This is a genomic window from uncultured Jannaschia sp. (assembly GCF_947503795.1).
Lineage (GTDB): Bacteria > Pseudomonadota > Alphaproteobacteria > Rhodobacterales > Rhodobacteraceae > Jannaschia.
In genome coordinates, this window is the sequence record NZ_CANNEZ010000002.1 from 465,880 (window position 1) to 477,613 (window position 11,734).

Consider the following 11,734-nt stretch of genomic DNA (forward strand, 5'->3'; position numbering starts at 1 on the left):
GCCGCCCTCGCCCTCGCCCTGCCCCCCGCCCCCGCCGCGCCCCTGATCGCGGCGGAGGCGGAGATCTTCGACGAGCGCGCTGTCGCGGCGGCACTGGCCGCGGCGGCACGCTCGGAGGATCCGCGCCGCGAGACGGTGGCGATCCTCGGGGCCGCGCAGGACCGGGGCCGGGCGGCGATCGCCGCGGGCTTCGCCGATGACCCGACACGTGCGCGCCGCGTCACCCAATCCTACGCCTTCCTGACCGACCGGCTGGTGCAATGCGTCTGGGCCATGGCCACGGGCGTCCTGCACCCCTGCCCCACCCCGACCGAGGGCGAGCGGTTCGCCGTGCTCGGCGTCGGCGGCTATGGCCGGGGCGAGATGGCGCCGTTTTCGGACGTGGACCTTCTGTTCCTGACGCCGTGGAAGGTCACGCCCTGGGTCGAGAGCGTCGTGGAATCGATGCTCTACATGCTCTGGGACCTGAAGCTGAAGGTCGGGCATTCGACGCGCACGGTGAAGGATTGCATCCGGCTCGGGCGCGAGGATTTCACCATCCGCACCGCGCTTCTGGAACAGCGGCCCATCTGCGGCGACGCGGATCTCGCGGGCGAATTGCAGGCGCGGCTCTGGTCCGATCTCTTCGCGGATACGGCTCCTGAATTCATCGAGGCCAAGCTCGCCGAACGCGCCGAGCGGCACCGCAAGCAGGGTGGCCAGCGCTACATCCTCGAGCCGAACGTCAAGGAGGCAAAGGGCGGCCTGCGCGATCTCCAGACGCTCTACTGGATCGCCAAGTATCGCTACCATGTCGACACGACGGCAGCGCTCGTCGATCTGGGCGTCTTCACCGCCGAGGAGTTCGCCGCCTTCGAGGCGGCCGAGCGGTTCCTATGGTGCGTGCGCTGCCACCTGCACCTGATAGCGGGGCGCGGTGCGGATATCCTGTCCTTCGACATGCAGGTCGATGTCGCCGCGCGCATGGGCTACTCGGACCATGCCGGACGGCGCGCGGTCGAACACTTCATGCAGGCCTATTTCCGCCATGCCACCCGCGTGGGGGAGCTGACGCGGATCGTTCTCGTCGCGCTCGAGGCCGACAATGTGAAATCCGAGCCGGGGCTTCTCGCGCTCTTCAAGCGCCGCCGCCGGGTCCGCGCGCCCTATGTCGAGCGGCAGGGCCGGCTGGACGTGGCCGACGAGGCGGCCTTTCTCGGGACCAAGCTGAACCTGCTGGGCATCTTCGAGGAGGCGCTGCGCACCGCGCTCCTCCTGCATCCGCACGCGATGCGCCTCCTGGCGGCGAACCGTCACCTGATCGATCAGCAGATGCGCGAGGACCCGGAGGCGGCGAAGCTGTTCCTCGGGCTCCTCCTCAAGCACGGCAATCCCGAACGCGCCCTGCGGCGGATGAACGAGCTGGAGATCCTCTCGGCCTTCATCCCCGAATTCGCGCCCATCGTCGCGATGATGCAGTTCAACATGTATCACAGCTACACGGTCGACGAGCACACGATCCAGGTGATCTCGAACCTCGCGCAGATCGAGCGGGGCGAGCGGATCGAGAGCCTGCCGCTCTGCTCGGGCATCCTCGAGAAGGGCGTGAACCGGCGCGTGCTCTACGTCGCTCTCCTCCTCCATGATATCGGCAAGGGACGGCCCGAGGACCACTCGATCCTCGGCGCGCGGATCGCCCGTACGGTCGCACCCCGGCTGGGGCTGAAGCCGAAGGAATGCGAGACCGTCGAATGGCTGGTGCGCCATCACCTGCTGATGAGCGACATGAGCCAGAAGCGCGACATTTCCGACCCGCGCACCGTCCGCGACTTCGCCAAGGCGGTGAAGACCCGCGAGCGTCTGGACCTGCTGACGGTGGTGACGGTCTGCGACATCCGCGGCGTCGGCCCGAACGTCTGGAACAACTGGAAGGCCCAGATGATCCGCGCGCTGCACCGGGCGACGGCGGCGGCGCTGGAGAACGGGCTCGAGGACGTCAACCGCGAGACGCGCGAGGCCAAGGCCAAATCCCTCTTCCGCACGGCGCTGCCCGACTGGCCCGAGGCCGACAAGCGCGCCGAGATCGGCCGCCATTACGGCCCCTATTGGCAGGGCATTCCGACGGCGGCTCAGGTCCGCTTCGCCACGCTCCTGCGCGACCTGCCCGACGGCGAGGTCCGGGTCGAGCTGGAGGCCGACGAGGAACGCGACGCGACCCGCGTGCTGATGGCCTGCCAGGACCATCCGGGCATCTTCTCGCGGCTGGCCGGCGCGCTAAGCCTTGTCGGCGCGAACATCGTGGACGCGCGGACCTACACTTCGAAGGACGGCTTCGCGACCAGCGTGTTTTGGCTGCAGGATGGCGACGGCCACCCCTACGAGGCGTCGCGCCTGCCGCGGCTGCGCTCGATGATCGAGAAGATCCTGAAGGGGGAGGTCGCCACCCGTGCCGCCCTCGAAGGCCGCGAGATCAAGAAGCGCGAGCGCAAGTTCCAGGTGAAGACCAACATCGATTTCGACAACGAGGGGTCCGAGATCTACACCATCATCGAGGTCGACACCCGCGACCGCCCCGGCCTCCTCTACGACCTGACGCAGGTGCTGGCGCAGTCCAACATCACCATCGCGCAGGCCGTGATTGCGACTTACGGCGCGCAGGTGGTGGACGCGTTCTACGTCAAGGACCTGTTCGGCCTGAAGCTCTGGTCGAAGGACAAGCAGGCCGCGCTAGAGAAGAAGCTGCGCGCCGCCATCGACCGCGCGGCCGAGCGCGCGGGGGCGTGAGGGGGATGGCGACCCTCGGGTTCCGCCTCCGCTCCGACTACTCGTCGTAGAGGCGGTTCTTCTCGTTGTTCTGGGTCAGTCGCTCGATCTCTTCCAGGGGGGTGTCGAGCGATCCATGAGCCTTGAGGGCAAACCCGTAGGTCGGCAGCCCTTCGATGGACGCCGCCTTCTCGGGCTCCCAGAGCCCGGATCGGATCACGGCTTTCCCGCAGTGATAGAAGGCTTCGGCGACATGGACGATGACGACGAAGTCCGGGACCTTGCCCTCGACGGCCAGTTGGGATCGCAGGTCTTCGTCCCGGACGATCTGCGCGGTGCCGTTCACGCGGACCACTTCGCGTCGATTGGGCACCATGAACATCAGGCCGATATGTCCGGTTTCGAGGATATTGAGAAAACTGTCGAAGCGGTGATTGCCGGGCCGGTCCGGGATGGCCAGCGTCTGGCGGTCGAGCACCTTCACGAACCCCGCCGGGTCGCCCTTCGGGGATACGTCGACAGCCCCGTCTGCGGAGACCGTTGCCATGGTCAGGAACGGGGATCGCTCGATCCAGACGCGGACGTTGTCGTCGACATGATCGATGACCTTATGGACCTGCCGCTCGAAGGTTCCCGGAATGACGGTCCGGATCTCGGATTCCGATGTGACGATATGCTTGGGTTCATACATGGCTTCCGGCCTTCCTGATGACGGACAGTTCGGCAACACCTGTCCCCAATGTAGGAGCAACCTCGCGATCCTGTCCAATTGCCGGACAGACGGGATGGAGATCAGGAGATGCCAGAATCGCCCGTCTATATGTGCGTTGGCCCCGTCTTCGATCGGTCCAGCGGGATGCGTTGGTGCCGTAGAAACCGGTGCGGCCTATGGAAAGGCCTGCTCCGGTCCCGACAGGCGCGGAATGTATCAGCGCCCTGTCCCCCCAAGTCGCCACCCGATAGACCGCTTGCAACGCATCGCTGCCAAGGACCCCGCCCATGGCCCCCCGCCTGATCAAAGGCTTCCTCACCGTCGGTGGCTGGACCCTGCTCAGCCGCGTCCTCGGGTTCGTGCGCGACATCCTGATCGCGCGATTTCTCGGGACGGGCGCGGTGGCGGAGGCGTTCTTCGTGGCGTTCAGCCTACCGAACATGTTCCGACGCTTCTTCGCCGAGGGCGCGTTCAACATGGCGTTCGTGCCGCTCTACGCCAAGAAGCTGGAGGCGGACGGGGCGGAGGCCGACGCCTTCGCACGGGACGCGGTGGCGGGGATGGTGGTAATCCTGACGCTGTTCTCGGTCGCCGGGATCGTGTTCATGCCCGCGCTGGTGCTGGCGATGGCGAGCGGGTTCGCGGACGATCTGCGCTTCGAGCTGGCCGTGACCTACGGGCGGATCGCGTTTCCGTATATCCTGTTGATCTCGCTCGCAGCGCTGGTGTCGGGCGTGCTCAATTCCTCGGGCCGGTTCCTGGCCGCCGCCGCGGCGCCTGCGCTTCTGAATGTGGTGTTCGTGGGCGCGCTGGCGGTGACGTGGTTCGCGCCGCACCTGCTGCCGCCGCTGGCCTCGCCCATCCCGGAGCTTCTGCCGGGGCGGTCGCTGATCTGGGCCGTGCCGCTCGGCGGGGCGGTGCAACTGGGTCTCGTCTGGTGGGCCGCGGCGCGGGCGGGGCACCGGCTCCTGCCGCGCCGGCGGCCACGCTTGACGCCGGACCTGAAGCGCCTGCTGATCATCGCGGCACCGGCGGCGCTGGCGGGCGGCGTGGTGCAGGTGAACCTACTCGTGGGGCGGCAGGTGGCCAGCTATTTCGAGGGTGCGGTCGCGTGGCTGAACTACGCGGACCGGCTCTACCAGTTGCCGCTGGGCGTGGTCGGCATCGCGATCGGCGTGGTGCTTCTGCCGGATCTCAGCCGTCGGGTCCGCGCCGCCGACACCGACGGCCAGCGCGCCGCCTATTCCCGCGCCTTCGAGTTCTCGTGGCTTCTGACGATCCCGTCCGCCGTCGCCCTCCTCGTGGTGCCGCTTCCGCTGGTGTCGGTCCTGTTCGAGCGGGGCGCGTTCGGGCCGGACGACACGGCGGCAACGGCGGTGGCGCTGATGATCTACGCGCTGGGCCTGCCGGCCTTCGTGCTCCAGAAGGTGTTGCAGCCGCTCTATTTCGCGCGCGAGGACACGCGCCGGCCGCTGCGCTACGCGGTTGTGTCGTTGATTGTGAACGCGGTCGTGGCGATCGGGCTGGCGCCGGTGATCGGCTTCGCCGCCGCCGCCTTCGGCACGACCCTGGCCGCCTGGGCGATGGTGGCCCTGCTCTGGCGTGGCGCGCGCGGGATGGGCGAGGTCGCGGCGCTGGACGCCCGCGCGCGGACGCGGGCCTGGCGCATCCCGCTGGCGGCGGTGACCATGGGCGTCGTGCTCTGGGTGACGATGGTGGTCTTGGGACCGATGTTCGGCACGACGTGGCGTGCGCTCGCGCTGGCCGTGCTGGTGGGGCTCGGGATGCTGTCCTATTTCGGCTTCGCGCAGGCCTTCGGGGCCGTGAAGCTGTCGGAGCTGCGCGGCGCGCTCCGCCGTCAGCGGTGACGCATCCGGTCCCGGAGCGTCGACATGCCGCCGGGAAAGAGCAGGATCGCCAGCCCATAGCCCGCCGCGGCCCCGGCCATGTCCGCGATCCAGTCCGGCAGCCACGCGAAGCCCGCGCCCGAGGCCAGTCCGAAGATGGGCTGGATCGCCAGAAGGAAGCCGATCAGGAGAAACGCTTTCGACGGGTCGGCTGGCGTCAGGCCCCGCTGGGTCAGGTAGGTGAAGGCACCGATCAGCCCGTAGGCGCCGGGATAGCCGCCGAACAGCGGGGCGTTCGCGTCGAAGAGAACGACATAGGCGAGCCCCCCCGCGATGGCCGAGCCGAAGAACAGCGCCGCCACGCGCCAGCCGCGATAGAAGGGCGAGATCACGTTGCCCAGCGCCAGCACGAACACCACGACGAAGGCTGCATGGGTGAAGCCGCCATGGATCAGCGGGTAGGCGAGCCAGCGCAGAAGCTCGGCCGGCAGGATCGTCCCGTTCTCCCACATCCATTGCCAGACGGCATCGGCGACGCCCCAGTCCCGGATCGCGTCGAGCCGCCAGCCGACCGCTTCGCGCCCGCCGACGAGGCCCAGCGTGCCGAGCTGGAACAGGATCTCGATCCCGGCGATGACGACGGCGATGGCGGTAACCACCGGGGGCAGCGCGTGGAACGGGTTCTGGTTGCGCGGATCGTGGGGCGCTGACATGGGCGTGGGCCTCGCGTTGACGGGCGTCGGCCCGGTGGCTAAGCGATGCCGCACCGCAACGCCAGTCCGACGGAGGCCCCGATGGCCCAGTTCACTCCCCGCGTCTTCTCCGGCATCCAGCCCTCGGGCGGGCTGACGCTGGGCAACTATCTGGGCGCGATCACCAAATTCGTCGACTGGCAGGAGCGTGGGACGCACGAGACCGTCTATTGCATGGTCGATCTGCATGCGATCACCGTGCCGCAGGACCCGGCCGCGCTGCGCCACAACACGCGCGAGCTTTGCGCGGGGTTCCTCGCGTCGGGCATCGATCCCGAACGCTCGATCCTCATCAACCAGAGCCAGGTGCCCGAGCATGCGCAGCTCGGCTGGATCTTCAGCTGTGTCGCCCGAATGGGCTGGATGGAGCGGATGACCCAGTGGAAGGACAAGGCCGGCGCCAATGCCGAGCGCGCGTCGCTGGGGCTCTTCGGCTATCCCGCGCTGATGGCGGCGGACATCCTGATCTACCACGCGACCCACGTGCCCGTGGGCGACGATCAGAAGCAGCATCTTGAGCTGACGCGCGACATCGCGGCCAAGTTCAACCATGACTACGGCGTCGAGTTCTTCCCGATGACCGAGCCTGTGATCGAGGGCGCGGCGACGCGGGTGATGAGCCTGAAGGACGGCACAAGGAAGATGTCCAAGTCCGATCCGGTGGACGCGAGCCGCATCAACCTGACGGACGGTGCCGACGCGATTGCGAAGAAGTTCAAGAAGGCCAAGACCGATCCCGACCCGTTGCCGGGCGACGTGGACGGGCTGGCGGGACGGCCGGACGTGGCGAACCTCGTGAACATCTACGCGGCGCTCGACGGGCGATCGGTGGGCGAGGTGCTCTCCGAGAAGGCGGGCGGGCAGCTTGGATATTTCAAGGCGGATCTGGCCGATCTCGCGGTGGCGAAGCTGTCCCCGATCTCGACCGAGATGGCGCGGCTGATGGATGACACCGCCGAGATCGACCGCATTCTCGCGCGCGGGGCCGAGCGGGCGCGGGAGATCACGGTCCCGATCCTCGAGCGGACCTACGAGATCGTGGGCATGGTGCGCTGATCCGGCGGCTGTCGGTCGCGCTGGGGGGCCTTGGCGCCGTTCTGCTTGCGGCCGGGTTCGCCGGCGACCTGCACCGGGCGGGGGATGCGTTGGGGCTTCTGCGGCCCGTGGCGATCGTGCTCTGCCTGCTGGGGCTGGCGGCCCGGCCGTGGCCCTTGCGCCTGGCCTTCGGGGCTGTGGCGCTGGCCGGGGCGGCGACGATCCTGCCGCACCTCATGCCGCAGGCGCCGGGCGGTGACCTGCGCATCTACTCGAAGAACGTCTGGTTCCTGAACGAGGAGATCGACGCGCTGGCCGCCGACATCCTCGCGGCCGAGGTCGACGCGGTGTTCCTGCAGGAGGTGTCGGCCGACCAAGCAGGGCTGCCTGAGGCGCTGGCCGACGCGTTCCCGCATCAGCACCGCTGCCAGCCGTCGCGCTGGAGCGGGATCGTCGTCGCCTCGAAGCACCCGTTCGACGGTGCGCCCCGGTGCTCGGGCGCGCGGGCGGTGGCGGCGGCCCCGATCCGCATCGACGGCCAACGGATCTGGCTGGCGGCGATCCACCTGCCCTGGCCCTGGCCCCATGACAGCGCGGAAAACGACGCCGCCGCGCTGGACCTTCTGGGGTCGCTGGACGGGCCGGTCGTGATGGGGGGCGACTTCAATATCTTTCCATGGACGGGGCGGGTGGGACGCATCGCCGACCTGACGGGCACACGGGTGGCGGGGCCGATGCGGGCGACGTTCTCGCTTCTCGGCCTCCCCCTACCGATCGACATCGTGCTCGCCCCCGGCGGAGGGACCGTCGCGGCCCGGCCTTGGCTGGGGTCGGACCACCGCGGCATCGTGGCGGATGTTGCGTTGGCGGATGGCCCCTAAGCACGCCAGCCTTGCGGCAAGGCAGCGATCATCCCGGGGATGTTCGCGGAACAGTAGCGCAGGAAGGCGGCGGTATGGGGCGCGGCCTCGGCCCCAAGGCTCCAGACCAGCCAGAACGTCTCGGTCAGGTCCGGCTCGGAAAAGCAGTAGGAAATGCCGGGCGCCGTGTCGCCCAGCGCGCGCGGCAGAAGACCGAAGCCCTCGCCGGCCTGGATAAGATCGAGCATGACCTCGATCTTGGTCACCCGGAACGCGACCCGGCTCGGGGTGAACCGGGACTGGGCGGTCGCGACGAGGGTGATCTGGGTTTCGACCGACGGGGCGTATGCGACGAAGGCGTGACGGCTCAACTCGTCGAAACCGCGGGGCATCCCGTGTTCCGCGATATGCGCATCCGCGCCGTAGATGCCCCAGGGGTGGGTGAGCACCCGCCGCGCGATCAGGTCACTCGGGGGCAGCTGGTCGCCGACACGGATGGCAATATCCGCCTCGCCCTTCTCGAGCGACACCACCTCCGTCGAGATGTCGATGTCGAAACTGATGCCGGGGTGGGCCGATTGGAAATCGCGCAGAAGTCCCGTCAGGTATCGCGGCACGCCGGCCAGCGTCGTCAGCCTGATGATGCCGGTCAGGTCGCGCTGCCGCTCGCTCGCGCGCGCCAAGAGAGCCGACGCGCTCGCCTCCATCGCTTCGGCGTCGGGCAGGAGCGCGCGGGCGTTGACGGTCGGCTGGGCGCCCCGCGCGCCGAACTCGAACAGGGTCAGACCGAGCGCGGTCTCGAGCCGGGCGATGCGTCGGCTGATCGTCGTCTGATTGGTGTTGAGCCGCTTGGCCGCGGCGGCAGCCGATCCCTCGGCCATCACGGCGAGAAAAACACGGATATCGGACCATTCAAACACTCGGGACGCTCAAACTATGCAAATTCGCAGATCAGATCGTCAGCTTCGCAAATTCTCACCGGTCTGCATAGCGGCGACACTTCGGGCAGCCTTGCCGAGAAGAGGCGCGTTCACGAGGATCTGGACATGAAACATATCGTTCCCGCGGCCCTGTTGGCCGCCACGCTTCTGACCGGCGGCCCGGCGACCGCCCTGGGTATCGCGATGGGCGATCTCACGCCGCGGCTGGACTTCCCGAAGCCGCTCGTCGTGCCGCTTTCGACGAAGGGTAGCGTCCGTCTGGCCGATTGACGCGCTAGAGCGTCATGTGACGCGCCCGCGCCCCGCGTTCGATCGCGGCGGCGTGGAGCGGGTCGATATCGAATTCGTAGCGGATCTCGCGCAACAGTTGCAGCTCGGATTGCAGGAGGCTGCCGTCGGCGGCGGCGACGTCGCAGGCCAGCGCGTAGGCCGTCTCGCCATGGGTCATCGGCAGCGCCTCGCGCACGAGGCCGAAGATCGCGTCGAGCCCGTCCTCCTCCTCGAGCAGGTCGAAGACGGTCTGGGCGATCGTCTCGAGCCGGTCCTCGTCATACCCCGCGAAGATCGGCAGGTGGTTCACGACCGACTGGATCGTCAGCAGTTCGGACGTGCGGATCGTCGCGTCGGAAGCCGACACGGTGATCATCACGGCAATGAGCGCGTCCTGCGCGGAGAAGCTGGCATCGGTCATGGGGGGGATTTATTGACGGCGCAGGTGGGCCGCAATAGGGGTGCGGCCTTCTAGCAGAGGACACCCCCATGAGCACGCTGCGCGACGCCGCCCTGACATCGAAGGCCTGGCCGTTCGAGGAGGCGCGCAAGCTGTTGAAACGGGTCGAGGGTGCGGGCAAGGACCACGTCCTGTTCGAGACGGGCTACGGGCCGTCGGGCCTGCCGCATATCGGGACCTTCGGCGAGGTTGCGCGCACGACGATGGTGCGGCGCGCGTTCGAGGTGATCTCGGACATTCCGACGCGGCTTGTGTGCTTTTCGGACGATCTCGACGGGATGCGGAAGGTGCCGGGCAACGTGCCCAACCCGGACGCGTTGTCCGAGCATCTGCAGAAGCCTTTGACCTCCGTGCCCGATCCGTTCGGCACCTACGAGAGCTTCGGGCATCACAACAACGCCATGCTGCGCCGGTTCCTCGACACGTTCGGGTTCGAGTACGAGTTCATCTCGGCCACGGAGTTCTACGGCTCGGGGCAGTTCGACGACGTGCTGCGGCGCGCGGCCGAGCGCTACGACGACGTGATGGCGATCATGCTGAAGTCGCTGCGCGACGAGCGGCGCGAGACCTATTCGATCTTCCTGCCGATCCATCCCGAGACGGGCCGGGTCCTCTATGTGCCGATGAAGCACGTGGACGCGGCCGCGGGGACCGTGACCTTCGACGATCCCGACGGGCGGGAATGGACGCTGCCGGTGACAGGCGGACATGTGAAGCTGCAATGGAAGCCGGATTTCGGGGCGCGTTGGGCCGCGCTGGGCGTCGACTTCGAAATGTATGGCAAGGACCATTCGACCAACACGCCGATCTATGACGGCATCTGCCGGGTGTTGGGCGGGCGGGCGCCGGAGCATTTCACCTACGAGCTGTTCCTCGACGCCGAGGGGCACAAGATCTCGAAATCCTCGGGCAACGGCATCTCGATCGACGAGTGGCTGACCTATGCGGCGACCGAGAGTCTGTCGTATTTCATGTACCAGAAGCCGAAGACGGCGAAGCGGATGCATTTCGACGTGATCCCGAAGGCGCTGGACGAATACCACCAGCAGCTGCGCGCCTATCCCGATCAGGATGCGGCACAGCAGGCGAACAACCCGGTGTTCCATATCCACGGGGGCGACGTGCCCGCCTCGGACATGGTCGTGCCGTTCTCGATGCTTCTGAACATCGCGAGCGTTTCGGGGGCGGAAAGCAAGGATGTGTTGTGGGGATTCATCAATCGTTATGCCCCCGACGCCTCGCCCGAAGCCAATCCGCAGATGGACGCGGCCGCCGCGGGGGCCGTTCGATATTACAACGATTTCGTTAAGCCGATTAAGGTTTACCGTTTGCCCACGGATGCCGAGCGCGAGGCGCTGGAGGCGCTGCGCGACGGGCTGCGGAGCTGGCAGGGCGAGGCCACGGACGAGGCGTTGCAGGGTCTGGTCTACGATGTCGGACGCGCGCGGTTCGACCCGATGCGGGATTGGTTCAAGGCGCTCTACCAGGTGCTGCTGGGCGCCGATCAGGGACCGCGCTTCGGCGGGTTCATCGCGCTGTTCGGTGTGGCCGAGACGGCGGACCTGATCGACCGGGCGCTGGCGGGCGAGCTGGCCGGGGTGGCCGCGGGCTAGGGGCCGCCCTAGGTCCTTCGCGAAACGGAGGGCGTGTCGATGAAACGGTATATCCTTGCAGCGATGCTGGCGACGGCCGGAGCCGCGCAGGCGGATGAGGGCGCGATCCGCGGCGTGATCGGCGCGCAGATCGACGCCTTCCGGGCCGACGATTTCGCGGGGGCGTTCGACTACGCCGCGCCGAACATCAAGGGCATCTTCGGGACGCCGGACCGGTTCGGCGCGATGGTGCGGCAGGGTTATCCGATGGTCTGGCGCCCGGCCGAGGTCGAGTATCTCTCGGCCGAGGAACGAGGCGCCACCTGGCAGCAGGACGTGCTGGTGACCGACGGGGCCGGACGGCTGCACACGCTGATCTACACGATGGTCGAGACGCCTGAGGGCTGGCGGATCGCGGGCGTCGAGCTCGTCACGCAAGGCCAGATCGGGGTCTGAGCCGCCCCTGCCGCGCCCGTTAACCGACCGTTAGGGGCTCGGGCTCAGCTTTTCGGATATCGGCGGG

General features: G+C 67.9%; 11 protein-coding genes. 7 read left to right on the forward strand and 4 right to left on the reverse strand.

What is annotated here, in order from left to right:
• Positions 1–18: 18 nt before the first annotated feature.
• A complete protein-coding gene (locus Q0833_RS14840) occupies positions 19–2,763 on the forward strand; it encodes a [protein-PII] uridylyltransferase (RefSeq protein WP_298436922.1) in 2,745 nt (914 codons plus the stop codon).
• A gap of 37 nt (positions 2,764–2,800) precedes the next feature.
• Here the strand turns inward: Q0833_RS14840 and Q0833_RS14845 are convergent, their stop codons facing one another.
• On the reverse strand, positions 2,801–3,433 hold the full coding sequence (locus tag Q0833_RS14845; RefSeq protein WP_298436502.1) for an MSMEG_1061 family FMN-dependent PPOX-type flavoprotein: 633 nt from the start codon (positions 3,431–3,433) through the stop codon (positions 2,801–2,803).
• Positions 3,434–3,741: 308 nt separating this feature from the next.
• Between Q0833_RS14845 and murJ the strand changes: the two genes are divergently transcribed.
• Positions 3,742–5,322: a murein biosynthesis integral membrane protein MurJ gene (gene murJ, locus Q0833_RS14850; RefSeq protein ID WP_298436505.1), complete on the forward strand. Its 1,581-nt coding sequence runs from the start codon at positions 3,742–3,744 to the stop codon at positions 5,320–5,322.
• Here murJ and Q0833_RS14855 read toward each other — a convergent pair.
• A complete protein-coding gene (locus Q0833_RS14855; protein ID WP_298436508.1) occupies positions 5,313–6,014 on the reverse strand; it encodes a rhomboid family intramembrane serine protease in 702 nt (233 codons plus the stop codon). The two genes, murJ and Q0833_RS14855, sit on opposite strands and share 10 nt — an antisense overlap.
• An 81-nt stretch (positions 6,015–6,095) precedes the next feature.
• On the opposite strand from Q0833_RS14855, the gene trpS reads away from it, so the two are divergent.
• Complete coding sequence (trpS, locus tag Q0833_RS14860; RefSeq protein ID WP_298436511.1) at positions 6,096–7,109, forward strand: tryptophan--tRNA ligase; 1,014 nt, start codon at positions 6,096–6,098, stop codon at positions 7,107–7,109.
• A gap of 89 nt (positions 7,110–7,198) precedes the next feature.
• Complete coding sequence (locus Q0833_RS14865; RefSeq protein WP_298436514.1) at positions 7,199–7,969, forward strand: endonuclease/exonuclease/phosphatase family protein; 771 nt, start codon at positions 7,199–7,201, stop codon at positions 7,967–7,969.
• Here Q0833_RS14865 and Q0833_RS14870 read toward each other — a convergent pair.
• Positions 7,966–8,868, reverse strand: coding sequence for a LysR family transcriptional regulator (locus tag Q0833_RS14870; protein ID WP_298436517.1), 903 nt, complete (start codon positions 8,866–8,868; stop codon positions 7,966–7,968). The genes Q0833_RS14865 and Q0833_RS14870 overlap by 4 nt on opposite strands.
• 126 nt (positions 8,869–8,994) lie before the next feature.
• Here Q0833_RS14870 and Q0833_RS14875 point away from each other — a divergent pair, with 126 nt between their 5' ends.
• Positions 8,995–9,159 carry a hypothetical protein gene (locus tag Q0833_RS14875; protein WP_298436520.1) on the forward strand — a complete coding sequence of 55 codons (165 nt, stop codon included), beginning with the start codon at positions 8,995–8,997 and terminating at the stop codon, positions 9,157–9,159.
• A 4-nt stretch (positions 9,160–9,163) separates the two neighbouring features.
• Here Q0833_RS14875 and Q0833_RS14880 read toward each other — a convergent pair whose 3' ends face one another.
• Positions 9,164–9,580 (reverse strand): tellurite resistance TerB family protein, encoded by a 417-nt coding sequence (locus Q0833_RS14880; protein ID WP_298436522.1) that lies wholly within the window; start codon positions 9,578–9,580, stop codon positions 9,164–9,166.
• 68 nt (positions 9,581–9,648) lie between these two features.
• On the opposite strand from Q0833_RS14880, the gene Q0833_RS14885 reads away from it, so the two are divergent.
• Positions 9,649–11,232 (forward strand): lysine--tRNA ligase, encoded by a 1,584-nt coding sequence (locus tag Q0833_RS14885; protein ID WP_298436525.1) that lies wholly within the window; start codon positions 9,649–9,651, stop codon positions 11,230–11,232.
• A gap of 39 nt (positions 11,233–11,271) precedes the next feature.
• Positions 11,272–11,667, forward strand: coding sequence for a DUF4864 domain-containing protein (locus Q0833_RS14890; RefSeq protein WP_298436528.1), 396 nt, complete (start codon positions 11,272–11,274; stop codon positions 11,665–11,667).
• The last annotated feature ends 67 nt before the right edge of the window (positions 11,668–11,734 follow it).

Excerpts from the sequence above, each read along its gene's own strand:
- Q0833_RS14875 (WP_298436520.1), top strand. The coding sequence starts at position 8,995 with ATGAAACATATCGTTCCCGCGGCCCTGTTGGCCGCCACGCTTCTGACC.
- Q0833_RS14890 (WP_298436528.1), top strand. The coding sequence starts at position 11,272 with ATGAAACGGTATATCCTTGCAGCGATGCTGGCGACGGCCGGAGCCGCG.
- Q0833_RS14855 (WP_298436508.1), bottom strand. The coding sequence starts at position 6,014 with ATGTCAGCGCCCCACGATCCGCGCAACCAGAACCCGTTCCACGCGCTG.
- Q0833_RS14885 (WP_298436525.1), top strand. The coding sequence starts at position 9,649 with ATGAGCACGCTGCGCGACGCCGCCCTGACATCGAAGGCCTGGCCGTTC.
- murJ (WP_298436505.1), top strand. The coding sequence starts at position 3,742 with ATGGCCCCCCGCCTGATCAAAGGCTTCCTCACCGTCGGTGGCTGGACC.
- trpS (WP_298436511.1), top strand. The coding sequence starts at position 6,096 with ATGGCCCAGTTCACTCCCCGCGTCTTCTCCGGCATCCAGCCCTCGGGC.
- Q0833_RS14880 (WP_298436522.1), bottom strand. The coding sequence starts at position 9,580 with ATGACCGATGCCAGCTTCTCCGCGCAGGACGCGCTCATTGCCGTGATG.
- Q0833_RS14845 (WP_298436502.1), bottom strand. The coding sequence starts at position 3,433 with ATGTATGAACCCAAGCATATCGTCACATCGGAATCCGAGATCCGGACC.